Below are 18,736 nucleotides of genomic sequence, written 5' to 3' on the forward strand. Positions count from 1 at the left end.
ATAGACGCTCCTACCGTTCGTTTAGTTGCGAAAATCACCAAATTATGGTGTGATTGAACACAAAAAAATGCTTCCTGCCATTGAAACGGCAAGAAGCATCCTTTGATCACAGGATACAATTCATTGTAGATCACCATGTGTATTCCACTGCTGAAACTTAAGATTCTGTATTACTCATGACATCCTGAAGGTTTTTGAGGTCACGCAACCGGCTCTCATCCTGACGGAAGTATTCAACCAAGGACTCGATGCATGTAATGGAGTCCCAGCTCAGATGATGTTCAATGCCTTCAACATCATTGTAGATATTTTGTTCCTGAACACCAATCGTTGTCAAAAATTGTTCAAGCAGATGATGGCGCTCCATCAAACGTTTGCCCATCTTTTTGCCTTTTGGTGTAAGCACCAGTCCGCGGTACTTTTCATAGATCAGGTACTCGTCTTTGTCCAGCTTTTGGATCATCTTCGTCACCGATGAAGGATGTACTTCCAGTCCTTCAGCTATATCAGACACACGAGCATAGCCCTTTTCATCAATTAATTTGTATATACGCTCCAAATAATCTTCCATACTGGGCGTTGGCATCTGCTTCCCTCTTTTCTCTCTGACCGGCCCCTATTCGTGCCTGGTCCCTATCTTATAATGATACATGTTATCAATACGCATTGGCAAGTCCTGTACAGTTCGGAGCGCGCTGTTACACAAGTAATTGGCAGGCGTGACTTCCCCCCAAACGAGGCAAACTAAACAAAGTTCCGCATCGAAAGGAGTGATTTCGTGAGTACAAGTGTAGCCTCACCGCCAGTTCGTAAAGCAAAAGGTACTAAACCCTTTATTCCCGATTTGGTGTATTTTGAACCCGGTGCGTTGGAATATGATAAAGGCAAAAGGATTATGGAATGGGTGACATCCAAAAACATACCTTATCAGATGACCACATCCCATAACCGAATCACAAACTTGCCGGGTGAAACCGAACAAGAAAAATATCGGATGGCAAAGCGTACTCTGGTCGTCGGTGTGCGCAAAACACTCAAGTTTGACCAGTCGAAACCTTCAGCGGAATATGCCATTCCCATCTCTACAGGCTGTATGGGGCACTGCCATTATTGTTATCTTCAAACTACACTTGGTGCCAAACCTTATGTCCGTGTCTATGTCAATACCGAGGAGATCATTCAGGCTGCCAAAGGATACATTGAAGAACGCGCACCTGAAATCACACGATTTGAAGCTGCCTGTACGTCTGATCCCGTAGGACTCGAGCATATCACGGAGAATTTAAGTGACCTGATTCGTTTTATGGCAGAAGAAGAATATGGACGCTTGCGATTCGTAACCAAATATCATCACGTTGATCCGTTGCTGAACATTAAGCATAACGGTCACACCCGTATCCGGTTTAGTGTCAATTCGGATTATGTTATCAAAAACTTTGAACCGGCTACCTCCAGATTTGAGGAACGCATTGAAGCTGCTGGCAAAATTGCACATGCCGGTTATCCCCTGGGATTCATTATCGCTCCGATCATGTGGTATGAAGGCTGGGAAGAAGGATACTCGGATCTGTTGCAGAAGCTGGCAGATACGCTTCCAGAGGAAGCAACCAAAGATCTTACCTTTGAGATGATCCAGCACCGTTTTACCAAAACGGCCAAAGCAACCATTGAGAAACGTTATCCTAAAACCAAGTTGGAGATGGATATCGAGAAACGCAAGATGAAATGGGGCCGCTGGGGTCAGTACAAGTATGTGTATAAGGATGACCAGCAAGATGCGCTGCGCGAATTCATTACGGAACGGATCTTTGAACATTTCCCACTAGCCAGTATTGATTACTTCACCTAAACGAACAACAGGATTCCCCAAAATCATATGCAGTTAAAAGCATTCCTAACAAACGATTAAAAAGCAGGTTACATGACCCAGATTGACTCTGGTAACATGTAGCCTGCTTTGTCATGCATTTTAAATTCAAATTCAGTTCATCCGTTTAAATGATCATCCAGTCTGGTGTAATCTGCTGCAACCAGATCGTAATCTTCGTCATCTGATCTGTAAAAAGCAATATGCCAAGGAACAACATTAATGCTCCCCCGACTTTCATCATGACATTGGAATACCGTAAGATCCAGCGTGTTGAACCGATGAAAAAGGCCAAAATGAAAAACGGGATTGCAAACCCTGCCGTATAACCTGTAATCAGCGCCAGCCAGGTTGTGGGCTCACTTGCAGCCATAGCAATGATTGCTGTTAGAATAGGGCCAATACACGGCGACCAGCCTGCTGAGAAACCGATACCAAATATAAAAGAGCCCAGATAGCCTGCAGGTTTCCATTTCATATCCAGCTTGCGTTCCTTCATCAGAAACTGTGGCTTGAACACACCAAGTAAAAACAACCCCATAAGCATAATCAAAATCGCAGACAATTGCCGAATCAGTTCTCGGTTATCATTGAAAAATTGGCCAAACAGTCCAGCACCCAGGCCAAGCGAATAAAATACAGCCGAGAAGCCTAAAATAAACGCCAGCGTATGCGTCATGGTCTTAAAGCGGACTTCGCGCTGATTGCGGTCATCCTTCAATTGTTGCACCGTCATACCTGTAATGTAGGAGAGGTATGATGGATACAGCGGAAGACAACATGGTGATATAAATGAGACTAAACCTGCTACAAAAGCCATCCATACATTAACATCAGGCATGAAGCGGATGTCTCCCTTCCCCGGGCTCTCGTGCTTGTTCGTTTAGCCGTCAGGCTCGGAACCCTTTTTTTCCAATCATCGTCAGAATCAGCATCATGATCAGCAATAATACAATCGTTGCTCCAGGTGCGAGGTTCCAGATACCTGCTACAACCAGTCCAAGGACTACGGCAATTTCGCCGATAATCACGGACAAGATAATGGCGGATTTGAAACTTCGGGCCATCAACAGGCTGACCGCTACCGGGATGGTCAATAGCGCTGACACCAGGAGCGCACCGACAATCTTGATCGCCGTGCTTATGACAAGTGCTGTCATCACAGTGATCAACATGTTCAGAATTCTCACAGGCAACCCTGTAACCGCTGCCGCATCTTCCTCAAAGCTAAGCAGGAAAAATTCCTTATGTAACAATGCCACTACAATCACCACGATCAGCGTAACCACACCTACGAGCTTCAGATCCGTAGCGTCTAATGTATATATACTGCCGAACAAATAACTCATGACATCTGCATTATATCCTTTGCCCAGCGTAAAGAACAAGGAAGCAAGAGCCACGCCACCGGACATGATAATGGCAATCGATAATTCGGCGTAACTCTTGTACGCTTTGCGCAATTTCTCTATCGCAAATGAAGCAAGCACGGCAAATATCAAGCCCACCGCAATGGGATACACTTCAATCAGGAATCCAAGTGCAACACCGGCAATGGTCACGTGAGACAAGGTGTCTCCAATCATGGATAACCGCCGCAAGACCAGGAACAGTCCGATTAACGGAGCGGTAATGCCAATTAACAACCCACCCGCCAGGGCACGCTGAAAAAAATCACTCATTAATATTTCCAAAACAAACACGACTCCTTCGGCCTTACTCTAATCTAATGGGCCATAAATACGGCTAGCGTACCTGTGCAGTGGTATGTTGCAGATTGGTCTCAGCACAATCCTGTACCTCATGCGAATGACGGACATGAAAATTAATTTTGCCATTCGTTACCATAGCTTCAGAACCCAGATAACTCTCCATGCGATCCATATCATGAGACACCATTAGAAAAGTCATTCGGTGATGTTCATGCATATGGGTAATCAGTTCAAAGAAACTGGCCTGTGATTCAGCATCAATACCTACGGTAGGTTCATCCAGAATCAACAGATCAGGGTGATTGATAAGCGCTCGTGCCAAAAATACACGCTGCTGCTGTCCGCCGGACAATTGACCAATACGTTTGTTCGCCAGATCCTCGATCCGCATGACCTGCATCGCATCCGTGCACTGTTGCTGACATTTGCGAGACATACGACGGAACATGTTTTTGTTATTATACAAGCCGGACATGACCACTTCACGAACGGTCGCAGGAAACAACGGGTTAAATGCATTCTTTTGAGGCACATACCCGATTCGGTCCCAGTCCTTGAACCTGCGGATCGACTGTCCGAATAGTTTGATATCTCCCTGCGCAGGAGGAAGAAGTCCTACCAGCATGCGCAGCAATGTCGTTTTACCCGCCCCATTGGAACCGATAATCCCGACAAAGTCCCGTTCCTGGGCCATAAAATCGAGATTCTCAATCACTCGCTGGTCCCCGTAGGAAAATGATAGTTTCTCGATCTCTATAATTGGATCATGACATAGTGGCATGATTTGCTGCATGGCAAAGCCGCCCTTCATTATATATAAGAATCCCATAGCGTCCTAAGAGCCTTCACCGTGAACGGTAAAGACTCTTCGATCTGAATTCTTCATTATATCTTATTTTAATGCGATCAGCAGATTTTGCAAATTTTTCTCCATGAGGGTGAAATAATCATCCCCGTTTGTTGCCTGCTCCTTGGTCAATCCCTCAACCGGATTAAGGACCATGGTCTCCACTCCTGCTTCACTTGCCAGTGTTTTCGCCAATTTGTCAGATACCAGCTCTTCGAAGAAAATGTATTTAATGCCCTCATCTTTAACCAGTTTCGCAAGCTTCACAATATCCTGTCCTGTCGGTTCAGCATCCGGGGAAAGTCCCATAATGGCATGCTGGGTTAATCCATAATCACGTGCAAGGTAGCCAAACGCTTGGTGCGAGACTACAATTTCGTTGTTTGGTACGTTAGCCAATTCATCTGTAAAACGCTGATCCAGCGTCTCAAGCTTCTTACGAAGCTCTTCATAACGTTGTTCGTAACCTGCTTTGTGATCAGGGTCTGCCTCAACCAGACTATTTTTGATGTTTTCAGCCATGATCATGGCTGATTTCGGACTAACCCACGTATGTGGATCAATATGATGATCAGCGACATCTTCACTTGCAGCCTCATCAGTATGTTCATCTGCATGCTCGTCTTCGTGCTCTTCGCCGTGACCGTGCCCATCATCACCCTCAGCAGTTAACAGCTTAACACCTTCACTGACGGCAACAGACTTCACCTGTGTATCGCTATTCAGCGACTTCAGGAAATTCGGAACCCATCCTTCCAGTCCAGCTCCATTATAGAGAAACAACTGTGCCTTGGACGTATTAACAATATCCTGACTCTTCGGAGTCCAGTCATGTGGCTCTACTCCCGTTGGCAGCAGGTTAATAACATTGGCATCCTCACCACCGATTGCAGTCGTAAAAGCATATACAGGATAAAATGTCGTCACAACGTTTACCTTGCCTTCCACAATCTTCGCACTATTGGAACTATCCTGCCCACAAGCTGACAATACCAGCAAAGTGAGAATAAGCAAACCCGTCCACAGTAACTTCATGTTGCCTCTTTTGCTCGTCTTCCCTATCCGGTTATCCTGAGCTTGATGTTGCACTTTATAAAATGTCATTATGATTCACTCCGCATCTCTTAATCGTAAACATTACTGAAAGAATTATAGGTAACCTGAACCTACTTGTCAAGCTATCCCGTCCTATTCATTCTTTCCTGAAGTACGGAGTTCATAACAGTATATGCTTGTTCCCTTCCCTTAAGTTGCGATTTATATCAACAAAAAAAGGGGCCCGAATTACATCGGGCCACCTTGAGTCATTTTTATGACAGAATTTGATTTCTTATTTCACTTGTGCGCCATTAGGCATGTTGTCTGGTACTGTAGCCAGTGTAAGTTGGTCGCCATGCGATGCTGCAAGGATCATACCCTGGGACAGTTCACCACGAAGTTTAACCGGTTTGAGGTTGGTCACACAGATGACTTTGCGTCCAACCATCTCTTCTGGCGAATAGAACTTCGCAATTCCAGATACGACCTGGCGCTGCTCATAACCGAGATCGAGCTGCAATTTCAGCAACTTATCCGCTTTTTTGACCGGTTCGCAGGCAATGACTTGCGCGACACGCAGTTCAACTTTGGCAAAATCGTCAATACCGATCTCTTCCGTACCTTCAGGTGCGGTTACCGGTTCAACAGGTGCTGAAGCTCCAGCATCTGCTTGACTTGTTTCAGGCTGTGCTGCTTTTTGGCCACCAGTCATTGCTTCGGAAATATAAGCAATTTCCTGTTCGGAATCCAAACGCGGGAAGATTGGATCACCTTTTTGCAATGCGTTTCCAGCTGGAACCAGACCCCATTGCTTGGCTGTATCCCAAGCCGTAAGCTCACCTTCCTGAATGCCGAGCTGTGCCCAGATTTTATGAGGAGCACGTGTCAGGAACGGTTGCAACAGAATCGAAGCAATTCGCAAGCTTTCGATCAGGTGAGCCATAACGGATGCCAATTCATCGCGTTTTGCTTCATCACGAGCCAGCGCCCATGGCTGCGTCTCATCAATATATTTGTTGGTGCGGCTGACAAACTGGCTGATCGCTGTCAGTGCTACGGAAAACTGCAGGTTTTCCATCGCCTGTTCCACTTTTTCCACCGTAGCATGGCCTGCTTCTTCCAGCGAAGCATCAAATTCCGTTACATTCGAAGCAAACGCCGGGGCTTTGCCTTCAAAATATTTGTCTACCATGGCAACGGTACGGTTCAACAGGTTACCCAGATCGTTTGCGAGGTCGGAGTTGACACGCTCTACGAAGCTTTCCGGTGTAAACGTACCATCGGAACCAAACGGTACTTCACGCAGCAGGTAATAACGCAGTGCATCGAGACCGTAACGGTCAATCAGGGTAACCGGATCAACGACATTGCCTTTTGATTTGGACATCTTGCCATCCTTCATCAACAACCAGCCGTGTGCAAACACTTTCTTCGGCAAAGGCAAGTCCAGCGCCATCAACATAATTGGCCAGTAGATCGTATGGAAACGAACAATTTCTTTACCTACCAGATGTACATCCGCAGGCCAGAACTTGTTATACAGGGATGCATCGGATGAACCGTAGCCCAGTGCTGTAATATAGTTGGACAACGCATCAATCCACACGTAAACCACGTGTTTTGGATCTCCTTTAACTTTGACGCCCCATTCAAATGTAGTCCGCGATACGGCCAAATCTTCAAGACCTGGCTTGATGAAATTGTTGATCATCTCGTTCTTACGGGATTCCGGCTGAATAAAGCCCGGGTTCTCTTCATAATATTTCAACAAACGATCTGCATATTTGCTCATACGGAAGAAGTAAGATTCTTCTTTGACCAATTCAACTGGGTGTCCGCTATCCGGGCTCTTGGCCGAGATAATCTCACCATTCTCATTCTTCTCTACATCCACCAGTTGAGTCTCTGTGTAATACGTCTCATCCGGAATGCTGTACCAGCCTTCGTACTCCCCTTTGTAGATATCTCCCTGTTTCAGCAAACGGTCAAAGATATCCTGAACAATGGTTTTGTGACGTTCTTCGGTTGTACGGATAAAGTCGTCATTGGAAATGTCCAACTTGTTCCACAGTTCCTTGATCCCCACAACGATATCGTCGATAAAAGCTTGCGGTGTCTGTCCTTTCTCTTGTGCCTTGCGCTCAATCTTCTGGCCATGTTCATCGGTTCCTGTCAGATAATGAGCATCATAACCGCGTAGACGCTTGTAACGAACCATCGCATCTCCCGCCACAGTTGTATATGCATGCCCAATATGCAATTTGTCACTCGGATAATAAATCGGGGTTGTCAGATAAAATGTTTTTTGGTCAGCCATGAATGACTTCTCCTCCTTCAAATGTTCCTGCTTCATGTGATCCCTTCGTCCAAATCAACTAAAAAAGAACACAAAAAACTCCCGCCCCTATGGGACGAGAGTTGCTCTCACGTGTTACCACCCAAATTCCCCATGTTTTTCACAAAACACAGGCTCTGTCGGTCCTTCGACCGCCCATTAACGCTGGATCACGCCTCAGCCTTACGACAGCAGGTCTGAAATCACTGTCTGCACGCTCGAAAGAGGTTCCTCCGGGACCATGTTCCATCCTCCTCCCAGACCGGTTCTCAGCTCATCCGGCTCTCTGCACTGGGGGTGTGTCTGTACTTATCCCTTCACTGGAAAATCATATAGGAAAAATATACTGAAATGCGGACCCCTTTGTCAAGTGGACAGCATACTCAAGTTCAATCCTGGCCTGCTTCCAGGCCACCCGAATACTTCAAGTTACATCGTTACTCTGATACCATCATGGATTTCTCCGCCTTTGGTGGCACCAGATCTACGCCGCCTGGATGAAACGGGTGACATTTGGCAATACGTTTCGCTGTTAACAACGAACCTTTGAGCGCACCGTGCACTTCAATCGCCTCCATGGCGTAAGCCGAACAGCTCGGATAGAACCGACATGTTGGCGGTGTTAATGGAGAGATATAGTTGCGGTACACCCGAATGGGTGCCTGAGCAATTCTGCGCGATAACTTCATGGTCAGTGCTTCCCATGAGCGTGTGTATGTCCCGATGCCGCTTTGGCCGGAGCATGCTCTGCACAGTCCTTACAATATCCAAATACTTCGAACTTGTGGTCTACAACCTGAAATTGCTCAGGCGCATCTGCAAGCTGCATCGGGCAAAAAATAATAGGATATGTCTTCTGACACTTCAGACAGATCATATGATGGTGATGATGATCTTCACTACAGTGCGCTTTGAATTTAACGCCATCTTCGAAGATGACCTGTTCCAGTACACCCAGTTCCTGCATCACCCGCAAATTACGATATACTGTGTCAAAACTCAGTCCGCTGTAAGTCTTACCCATATATTCATAGACGTCCTTGGGTGTAAGATACCCGGGAGACTCGGCAAATAACCGGGCCAGTGTTTTCCGCTGATCGGTAATGCGAAGCCCCTGTGAGGACATGGTTGAAATAATCTGTTCTGTCGACAGCATGATCTAAAGCACCTCCTGTCATACGAGCATTTTGCATCATTCATAGAGCGACAGTTTATTCGGCAAAAGCGAAAACTTTTGCTTTCTTGTATACCTCTAATAATGCATCAAATTACGATTAGAGTCAACGAAGACACCGGGTTAGGTCATTCCAACATCACATAAAAAGGACTCCATGCACATGCATTGCCATTAGTCTAGCTTGAGCTAATGACATTACATTTTGATGGAGTCCCTTCCTGACGGTTCAGATGATCAATCGTTCGGGCGACTTTTGGGGTGAACGGGTATATATGATATAAGCTTTCACTCCAAACCGTCCGTGCATGTTCATGATATTACTTTTCAGCCGGAAGCGGCGTGAACAGCAGGTTAACAGGCAAGTTACTTCCTGGTGCCGCCGAGAAGAGAATGGTTACACTCTCGCCGTACGAACCTGTGCGATACATTACGCTTTGCTCATTAGGTGCAGTTACAGATTTACCTGTGGAAATCTGAACGACCTGTCCATTCACGAGTGCCACACCTGAATATCTGCCTCCACGAGGGTTGAATGAAATCAACGTGCGCGGAGCAACATTATTCAATGTAATTTTGTACAATACACCGAAGTTACCTGCGTTGGACGCTTCAGTGAAAGCCATAGGGTCCGTTCCCACAAGGTTTGGATCACTTGCATTGTCTCCAAGTGGAAGACGTGCAGGTTTCGACCCTACTTCTTGGTCATACGTAATGATCCGTGTTGCATTTGGATAGGTACCACGGTTGTGAACTCCATCACGATCCAGAACCGGTAGGCTCGATAACACTTCCATCGGGTCCTTGTTTTCTTCAATCATGATAATGTTGTAATCCAATTCATAGTCACTGAATACATCCGAATACAAGGAAATGACTTGTCCCTGTTTCATCGGAAGAACGCTCAGATCATTAAGAATCAGCTTGCTTTCTCCTGGCTGGATGTACACTTTCTTTTGTCCGGTACCATTCTGCATGGACTGGAACCAACGGTCAATGGACAGCTTTCCAGCTACCGTTGCAAAAGGAGACGGTCCTGCAAAACCCATGTTTTGCTGGTCAATGGATGCCGTGTATGCATTGTTGTTTGTCGCTACAACATACATTTTTACGCTTTTGCCCGTGTTGTTCACATGGTGAATCATGAAGCGTGTCTGTCCAAAGGAAGATTCCTTGTACACAATGCCTTCCGTATTCACGGTTTCAGGGCTGTTACTGCGGATCAGCAGACTTGGTTCATCATAATAAGTGAAAGGTACTTTCTCCAATGCCGGTACTCCACCACCGTCAAAAGTGAACTTCTCACCGACTGGTGTGAACAATTGATTAAAGTCAGTCACACTATAAAGTGTTTCTCCCGTAATATTGATCATCTTGGTATAGCTATCGCTAGCACCATGTTTATCGGTAACTGTAATCGTTACGGTCTTGGGTCCTGGAACAAAGAATGCAAGTGCATTGTTATCCCATTCTGTTTTTACAATTGCGTTCTCATCATCTGTGCTTTGATCAATATAAGTGATTTTCTCACCCATTTTGTATTCTTCTTTATCTGTTGTAAACATCGCGACAGGAGGCAGATTCGGTCTTTCAACCTTAATCGTAACCGAATACGGATCACTCCACTGACCACTTGAATCCTGGACCGCATAGGTTACTGTGTATACACCTGGTTGGTCGAATGAATCCTGACGGCCAGTCCAACGCTCATCTACAATGCTGAGTCCCTTGGGAGAGCTGGATCTGGTTGTGTAGGTTACCTGATCTCCGGCAAAGACCTCTTTTTGTACCGTGAAGCTTGCCACCGGTTTGGTACTCAGATTCAATACAACCGTTTTGGCAGATTGGTTTACTTTATAAGTAATGTCCAGAGCCTGTGTAATTGAAGTCAACGGCACCATGAACGTATTTTTTTGTTGATAAGCCGCGCCCTTCATCGTTCTGGACACACCATTAACGGTATAGATCTTGCTGTTTGTTTTGAAACGCAGCTCATCTTCACCACTAATAATGATCGTTTCTTTAGTTGTGTTATCATATTTGACATCATAGCCAACCCGATCAACGAGAGCACGGATCGCTACATAGGATACACCATTTTTTACAGCCATCGGCTGTCCAGCAAGATATGTTTTGCCATCTTGCATCATTTTATTACTGTTCATATAAAGAGTGAGGTCTCCACCCCGGCCTCCAGCAACAGATGAACCGCCTGTAGATGGTTGCTCCACTTCTACTGGTGCAGGTGCTGGTGTTTCCTCAGCTGTACCTTCTTCGTCCGTAGGTTCAATTACCGGCTCAACAGGAGTCGCGTCTGTTCCTGTAGGAACATCTGTCTCAGGAGGGTTCACTTCTTCAGTTGTTTCATTATTTGATGTTGGAGTGTTTGTTCCGGATTTCACTTCGGATTCCGCGATGGTCTGTTCTTTCTTCACAACCTCCACGGATTTAACTTTGGCTGTATTCACTGATGTAGTATCGCTCTGATCTGCTGATTGTGCATTGGCAGGAATCACTGCAAACGCCTGAAACACAGCAAAAGCGGTAAGTATGGACAATTTCTTCTTCAAATTCATTCTTTGTCTTTGGCTCCTTCTGCTCCCATTTTATAAATATCCCCCTCAAAAAGTCATATTATTAGACGCTTGGAACCGGGAAAAGTTGCTAAAAAGTTAAGAGGAGAATTGTAAACTTTTAATAGAAGGAAAATACTATGAAAATAGTTATCTATCAATTATCTTTTTGGCATTCATATCCCAAAATTAACCAATAGAAAATTCCAACAAAAAAATCTCTCCAGGAGATGGTCAATTAGCACCATATCGCAGAGAGATGTAAGGATTAAATAGGTCTAGCGCAAACGGACAGGTAGACTTCCTGTTGGTTGCAGTCCACCGGTTAACACATGGGACAGTACCCGAACAACTGCAGGTGTATTCTCATATGTACATACATAACTACCCGGCCTCAAGATCTCCAGCAGATCATATGGATTGCGTAGAGCAATTACAATCAGCGAATGATTTTTACTAAGCTTTTCAACCAAAAACTGCTGCCCTTTCGGAAGATGACCTGCCGATGTGTACGTACATACGATAACTTGTTCACTATCTGACACATCAGCCAATATCCGATCTGTTTCATCATAAGTGGGCTGCGTTGTAATTTTGTGCTCACGAACTCTGCCTCGCAGCTGCGATAACGCCATACCCAACGATTCTGTATGGGACCATGGTTCATCCACCTCTGTCCGTTGCACAACCTCAGGCCAGATGACATATACGCCCTTCTCTGGGTCCAACGGCAACAGCCCATCATTATGAACGATGGTAATACTGCTTGAAGCAATCTTGAACATCGTCAATTCGTTGGGCTCAGTGGGTTTAGTGCAATCAACAGGTTCGACATCGGTTGCTTCGACCGTTTCACTCGCTTTCGGCGAAACCAGATGATCATTCTGCTGCCCACAGCGCTTTCTTTTCCATGTCATAATACGTTCAACCGCCTGATGAATAACCTCTTCCGAAATGCGCCCCGTTCGAACTGCTTCGTATATGCCTTCCAGCGCAGCAACCTGATCTTGCAAGGTATGACTCACCAGAATCAGATCTGCTCCTGCCTCCACAGCACGAACGGCAGCTTCAGCTACCCCATATGGCTTGGATATCGCATGCATTTCAAGACAGTCTGTAATAATAATGCCTTCAAAACCCATTTCCTCACGTAGCAGACCCGTTAACACCTTATGTGACAACGTTGCCGGAATGGGCTCGGGCTCAATCGAAGGGAACATCACATGAGCTGTCATAATAGCATCAACTCCGGCCTCAATCGCCTTGCGGAACGGTAACAACTCCATCTGTTCCAGCCTGTTTCGATCATGAGGTACCGTAACCATACCAAGATGAGAATCTACGGCGGTATCTCCGTGTCCCGGAAAATGTTTGGCAGTAGCAGCTATGCCCTGTGATTGGTATCCGGTGATGGCTGCTACGCCATGAGCGGCCACACTTTCAGCATGTTCACCATACGAACGCACACCGATAACCGGGTTAAGCGGGTTGTTATTCACGTCGACCACTGGTGCAAGGTTCATATCAATACCGATGTTTTTTAACTCACGACCCAGAATTTGAGCACACTCCAGAGTATATTCCGCATTGCCTGTCGCACCAAGTGCCATATTACCCGGCACTTGGGTCATTACCTCTTGGTCAATCCGTGCAACCATGCCACCTTCCTGGTCCACCGAAATCATGAGTGGTAGGGCCCCCGCTTTAGCAGCCATATCTTGCAGTTCGGCGGACAGCCGTGTCAATTGATCTACACTTTCGACATTACGCCGGAAATAAATGACACCCCCGACGTGATAGTCACGGATTAAGCGAGTAATCTGTTCATCTGCGTGCTGACTGTGAAATCCACACATCAACAATTGTCCTACCTTTTGCTCCAATGTCAGATCATTCAAGGGTTTCATTTGACCTCTCCTCCCGTTTCCCTTGCTACTACAAACCCAATTGTTTACTCTGCCTGTACTCTGAGGGTTTCATGTGAAAGTGTTTATGAAACACCTTGGAGAAGTAACGGCGCTCCTTGAACCCTGTTGCTTCCCCAATCGCTGTAATGCTCCATTCGGTTGTACTCAACAATAAAGCGGCACTTTCCATCCGTTTCTGCGTCATGTATTCCACAAAAGTAACACCCATTTGAGTTTTAAATAGCTGGCAAAAGTATCCTGGGCTGATTCCGAGCCAATCTGCGACTTCATCTATTCCCAAGTCCTGTTGCAGCCGTGCGTCCATATACTCACATGCAGACAAGATCAGTTCCGATACGGAAGGACGTGGTTGCGTTTGTTTGCCCTGAGAGGCATGGGCAACAACCTCTGCAAGTTCAAGAAGTTCCCTCATGGATACGGCCCCTTGCAGTGCATTCCAATAATTCACTTCGTGTTCTTCAGCGAGGGCCTGTACTTCACGCAGTTCCCGAAGCATGTGTACAAGCATAAACCGAAGATTGGTTTCATCTATCTTGCTGAAGGATTGTCCTGAATTCCCCATTTGCTGTTTAAGCCGCTCCAATACATCACGTAACCCCTGCTTGTTCCCTTGACGAATCCACCGAGTAACCAACTCCAGATCTTCTCTTGTAATCCATGAGTTAGCCCCTTTGGAGGCCGTATGATCATACGATAAGGTGGTTTCGGGACAACTCGCCTTCAGCACCTTGTCTTCACCCTCCGAATGGGACATCAGTATTTTTTGACAATGCCGGTATCGCTCCAGAATTTGACTTTCCAGGTTCACGGGCACAGCATCCTGAACAATCCTAACCTTCACATTTGAATCCAGAGACAATATCACATTTAATTCGAGACACAGTTGATGGGCCAGTTCCTCTGAGCGACGTTTCCACTCACCTGATGCCTCCAGCAGGATGCACCACTCCCCTTTGCGGGTCGCAAGAATCTGACACTCCTCCGTAATTCGATCTGCCACTTCCCTAAGTCTGGAACTTATGGTCTCATGCCATCGTTGATGCTGAAGCTCGGACCAGCCGATAGAATGGCGAAAATAACCGACCGCATCCACCAGCAGCAACGTATACGGTGTAGCAGTTGTTATGAATTCAGGAACAGAAGCAGGATAGGCAATCTTCAACGGCGCTTCTCCTCGCAACAGGTCAATCAACTGTTTGTGTCTGATCCAGCTTTCCATCTCTTGGCTGCGATAACGTTGCGATTCGTTTTCCAGACGTCTCTTCTGGATCTGTCCGGCAAGCTCACGCAGTTTATGTTCCAGATTCAAATAATCAATGGGCTTACATATGTATTCATGTACGTTATACTTGATAGCAGTTCGAGCATATTCAAACTGCTGATACCCGGTCAGCAAAATAATCTCACACGTTTCACCCTGCTCTCGCAGCAAACGAATAAGTTCCAATCCATCCATAGACGGCATCCGAATATCACACAAGAGAATGTCTGGATGACTTTCTGTTACTTTCCCCAGCGCTTCTACACCACTTCTCGCTGTACCTGTGATTTCAATCCCCATCTCTTCCCAGGGTAAAATGTAGTTCAGATTCTCCAGAATCGGCAGCTCATCGTCAACCAGCATTGCAGTCAGATTCATCCGGCTTCCTCCTGCTCATATAATGGAATGATGCATCGAATAACTGTGCCATACCCCGGTGCTGAACATATAAATATGCCATACCCGGCCCCATATTGAATACGAATTCGATCTGCCACACTTCGTAATCCCAATCCCCTGCGTTCCGTTATGGACGATAATGATTCCGCCCCTTCCGTGAGCATATCTTCCGGCGGATCTTCTGCCATATACTCAAATCGTGCGAGCATTTCCTGGGGAATACCGATCCCATTATCCTCAACACATAACACCAGATGATCCCGTTCTGCATATGCGCTTATCCGCAGTACACCTGGATAGGTGATCCCCTCAAACCCATGTTGAATACTATTTTCCACCAGAGGCTGAAGGGTAAGCTTAAGCAGAATTGAGCTGTATAGATCGGGTGGAATGTCAATCTCATAGGTGAACAAATCACTGAATCTGTACTGTTGAATCTCCAGATAACTCTGCAAATGCCTAATTTCCTCACCCAGCGGAATCTCCTCCTGATCCTGAATGCTGATACGAAGCATATTGCCAAGTCTGGTCACCATCTCGCTTACTTTGCGGCCCTCCCCTCGCAGCGCTAATCCATTAATGGATTCCAATGTGTTAAACAGAAAATGAGGTTTGATCTGCGCCTGTAGTACACGCAGTTCCGCTTGGGCCTTCTGCTCTTGCTCTGCCCGAACACGACGGAATAATCCCCCGATCCGATCCAATAGTTCATTGAACCCTTGTGCAAGCAGCTGCATTTCATCGAATCCTTTTCCTTCCACCCTCGCATTAAAGTCACCATCATCCACACGACGCATAAACCTTACAAGTACAGCAATGTTACCCGTAATGCGATTCATGAAAAAAAGATTAAAGATCATCGCTGCGAGCAGGCATGACAGAATAATGATGACAGACCAACCTGCAAAGGCATTGGTTTCCGCAGATAAGGCTTCCCATGAAGTCACACTGACGAGACTCCAGTTATAGTTCTTCAGATGATATTGTGAAATGATGCTCTCCTTGCCGTCAAAGACCGTTCTGACGCTACTAAAACCGGGACCGTACCTGCCAGATTCAACACCAAGGTTTTGCATGTTCTCACCGTTATATATACCTGCAGGATCATAGACAATCAGCCCTTCTTCATTAATTAACAGGAATGATGTATCCTGTGCCGAATCGCTGATTTGTAGGTGACGGAAGATCCGGTCGATCTCTCCTTTTTTGATCTGAACAACAAGCACGCCGATATTTTGAAAATAACTGAGTTCTTTGACCAGTCTGATCTGGGTGAAGACAGGCTCTACCCCGGTTAATTCGGGATATTCCAGAGGTGCGAGCCATTTAGGCACGCCATTAAGTTGCTGAATTTCGTTGAATAAGGGATGCACTTTGAATTGCTGAAAAGGAAGGGCTTGAAAATTTTCTTTAGTGAAAATGGAGACAATCTGGTTGTTCTCAGAAGAACGCAAATCATATAAAAAGGCATAACTAATGAACGGATAATTATATAGAAGGGAACGGAAATTGCGCTGGCTGGCATTCAGGGATAACTGATTACCGGTCCCCAGATCCTGCTTGGTCGGATCTTTGGCGTTCAACGCCATTTGAAAAACCGATGTCGCTATCCCGTTGTCGGTCACATTATTAATCTGCTGAAATACATTTTCGATATTGTAACTGATGGCCTGAAGCGCATATTCGGCCTGTTGATTGTATTTTTTCTCAATCGTGTGTGATGTGACCAGAAACATGCCAATGCCCAGTGCACACATCGGTACAATAATCAGCAGCAGAAATGCCAAGGCCAGCTTCATTCGCAAGTTCATATCCCGTTCTCCCTATTAACTGGTTCATGGTATTAACCTTTGACACCACCTGCAGTTACTCCTTCTATAATTTTCTCCTGGAGTATAGCGTAGATCACAAGTACAGGTACAACGCTGTATACAATACCTGCCGACATCTGAGCATAGTTCATCTGATATTGATCCCGAAACTGGACCATGCCGACTGGCAGCGTACGCAATTTATCGGTGGATAAAAAATAGTTGGCGAGTAAAAATTCGTTCCAGTTGCCGAGGAAATTAACGATAAAAACGGTAACAATAGCCGGAACCGTAAGAGGTATCACTATTTTAGCAAAGATACCCGGGGCCCTCAAGCCGTCCATGACCGCCGCTTCCTCAATCTCCCCAGGCAGAGAACGCATAAAAGCCGCCAGGATAATAATGGTAAAGGGGATCGCATTGGCCACATAGGGCACGATCAATGCCAGATGTGTATCCAATATGCCCATTTTGCGAACAAGCAGATAGATCGGAAGCATAAGTGCATTGTTGGGAATAAGCATGCCCGCCAGAATTAAACTGTACAGAAACAGGCTCCATCTCCGGTGTCTCATCCGGGTTACGGCAAAAGCAAACATGGCGCCGAGGACAATCGTACACGCCGACGATAAAACCGAAATGTACAGACTGTTCCAGAAATAGGTGCCAATCTTGGCATTCACCCAGGCCTCCACGTAATTGTTAAACTCCCATGTTGTAGGCAAACCGAATGGATTCAGGGCGATTTCATTGTTATCCTGCTTGAAGGAAGAGAAAATTACAAATAAAAAGGGAAACAAAATCGCGATCAAATACAACATTAACAACACATGAGGTATACTGCTTTTTATGCTTTTCGCCATCAATATTCCACCTTCTCGCCCCGCCTCGCCACCAGCAGTTGATACACCACAGTGAGCACAAGCGTCAGAGCAAAGATCAGCACTGCAATGGTATTGCCATAACCATATTTGAAGTTGGTAATTGCATATTTGATCATATATGTCGCCAGAACCTCAGTGGACCCAGCGGGCCCACCTTTGGTCATGACAATCACGATGTCGGCTGCTTTCATGGCACCTGCGATGGACAACATGATCACCACCGAAATGATCGGCCGGATCAGCGGCAACGTAATTCGCATTGCACGTTGTACCGCCGTTGCACCATCAATTGCGGCCGCTTCATCCAGATCACGGGGAATCGCCAGTATGGCCGCCAGCACCATGACAATGTAAAATCCCGTCCACTGCCAGGCATTGGTCACCAAGATGGACAACATGGCAAATCGGTTATCCGATAACCAGTAGATTGGATCGATTCCCAGCACATGAAGCATTTTGTTTAATAGCCCGATATTCGGTTCATAGATGAATCCCCATAAAATACCGATAACGGCTGTCGACATGATGGATGGTAAAAAAACAGCGGTTTTATACAGACCTTTCAGCCTTTTCACATTGGCAATCAGAAGCGAAAACAGGACGATTATGGGTACCTGAATCAGTACCGAAAATCCGATGAAAAAGCCGTTATTCCGTGTGGAAATCCAAAAACGTTCATCGGTCAGTGCCTTCACATAATTGGATAAACCCACAAAACGCGGCTCAGCCGATACCCCATTCCAACTCGTCAGACTGTAATACAGGGAGCTGCCAATAGGGTATAGAAAGAACATCACAAACAGAATTAGGGCTGGCATTACAAACAACGTATAGATTAACGGGCTGCGGAGTGAAGTATTCATAGTCAGCCTCCTTCAGTCACTTCAACGATCGCAGTTTCGACTTG

At 45.9% G+C, this 18,736-nt stretch carries 15 protein-coding genes; 1 reads left to right on the forward strand and 14 read right to left on the reverse strand.

Annotated features, from left to right (window positions below):
- Window positions 1-157: 157 nt before the first annotated feature.
- The gene (mntR, locus tag V6668_RS19865; RefSeq protein WP_036614415.1) at window positions 158-586 is read right to left on the reverse strand and encodes a transcriptional regulator MntR; all 429 of its coding nucleotides are present in this window, start codon (window positions 584-586) and stop codon (window positions 158-160) included.
- Between the two features lie 192 nt (window positions 587-778).
- Between mntR and splB the strand changes: the two genes are divergently transcribed.
- Window positions 779-1,849, forward strand: a complete 1,071-nt coding sequence (gene splB / locus V6668_RS19870; RefSeq protein ID WP_047843632.1) for a spore photoproduct lyase — start codon at window positions 779-781, stop codon at window positions 1,847-1,849.
- Window positions 1,850-1,994: 145 nt separating this feature from the next.
- Here the strand turns inward: splB and V6668_RS19875 are convergent, their stop codons facing one another.
- The 13 genes from V6668_RS19875 to V6668_RS19935 form a co-directional block, all read right to left on the reverse strand.
- Complete coding sequence (locus tag V6668_RS19875; protein ID WP_074095704.1) at window positions 1,995-2,708, reverse strand: cytochrome c biogenesis CcdA family protein; 714 nt, start codon at window positions 2,706-2,708, stop codon at window positions 1,995-1,997.
- Window positions 2,709-2,757: 49 nt separating this feature from the next.
- A complete protein-coding gene (locus tag V6668_RS19880; protein ID WP_047843633.1) occupies window positions 2,758-3,561 on the reverse strand; it encodes a metal ABC transporter permease in 804 nt (267 codons plus the stop codon).
- Window positions 3,562-3,613: 52 nt separating this feature from the next.
- A complete protein-coding gene (locus V6668_RS19885) occupies window positions 3,614-4,372 on the reverse strand; it encodes a metal ABC transporter ATP-binding protein (protein WP_338706495.1) in 759 nt (252 codons plus the stop codon).
- A gap of 99 nt (window positions 4,373-4,471) precedes the next feature.
- Window positions 4,472-5,530, reverse strand: a complete 1,059-nt coding sequence (locus V6668_RS19890) for a metal ABC transporter solute-binding protein, Zn/Mn family (protein ID WP_422395220.1) — start codon at window positions 5,528-5,530, stop codon at window positions 4,472-4,474.
- A 226-nt stretch (window positions 5,531-5,756) separates the two neighbouring features.
- Window positions 5,757-7,781: a methionine--tRNA ligase gene (gene metG, locus V6668_RS19895; protein WP_422395221.1), complete on the reverse strand. Its 2,025-nt coding sequence runs from the start codon at window positions 7,779-7,781 to the stop codon at window positions 5,757-5,759.
- 455 nt (window positions 7,782-8,236) lie between these two features.
- The gene (gene yidD, locus V6668_RS19900) at window positions 8,237-8,488 is read right to left on the reverse strand and encodes a membrane protein insertion efficiency factor YidD (RefSeq protein ID WP_017687565.1); all 252 of its coding nucleotides are present in this window, start codon (window positions 8,486-8,488) and stop codon (window positions 8,237-8,239) included.
- 2 nt (window positions 8,489-8,490) lie between these two features.
- Window positions 8,491-8,955, reverse strand: a complete 465-nt coding sequence (locus V6668_RS19905; RefSeq protein WP_017687564.1) for a Fur family transcriptional regulator — start codon at window positions 8,953-8,955, stop codon at window positions 8,491-8,493.
- A gap of 338 nt (window positions 8,956-9,293) precedes the next feature.
- Window positions 9,294-11,549, reverse strand: a complete 2,256-nt coding sequence (locus V6668_RS19910; RefSeq protein ID WP_338706497.1) for a stalk domain-containing protein — start codon at window positions 11,547-11,549, stop codon at window positions 9,294-9,296.
- A gap of 275 nt (window positions 11,550-11,824) precedes the next feature.
- Window positions 11,825-13,453, reverse strand: a complete 1,629-nt coding sequence (nagZ, locus tag V6668_RS19915; RefSeq protein ID WP_338706498.1) for a beta-N-acetylhexosaminidase — start codon at window positions 13,451-13,453, stop codon at window positions 11,825-11,827.
- A 28-nt stretch (window positions 13,454-13,481) separates the two neighbouring features.
- Complete coding sequence (locus V6668_RS19920; RefSeq protein WP_338706499.1) at window positions 13,482-15,113, reverse strand: response regulator; 1,632 nt, start codon at window positions 15,111-15,113, stop codon at window positions 13,482-13,484.
- Window positions 15,110-16,945: a sensor histidine kinase gene (locus tag V6668_RS19925; protein WP_338706500.1), complete on the reverse strand. Its 1,836-nt coding sequence runs from the start codon at window positions 16,943-16,945 to the stop codon at window positions 15,110-15,112. The genes V6668_RS19920 and V6668_RS19925 overlap by 4 nt, the downstream gene beginning before the upstream one ends.
- A gap of 32 nt (window positions 16,946-16,977) precedes the next feature.
- On the reverse strand, window positions 16,978-17,808 hold the full coding sequence (locus V6668_RS19930; RefSeq protein WP_036674968.1) for a carbohydrate ABC transporter permease: 831 nt from the start codon (window positions 17,806-17,808) through the stop codon (window positions 16,978-16,980).
- Window positions 17,808-18,692 (reverse strand): sugar ABC transporter permease, encoded by an 885-nt coding sequence (locus tag V6668_RS19935; protein WP_338706501.1) that lies wholly within the window; start codon window positions 18,690-18,692, stop codon window positions 17,808-17,810. The genes V6668_RS19930 and V6668_RS19935 overlap by 1 nt, the downstream gene beginning before the upstream one ends.
- Window positions 18,693-18,736: the final 44 nt, after the last annotated feature.

It is taken from the genome of Paenibacillus amylolyticus, assembly GCF_036894225.1.
Classification (GTDB): Bacteria; Bacillota; Bacilli; order Paenibacillales; family Paenibacillaceae; genus Paenibacillus; species Paenibacillus amylolyticus.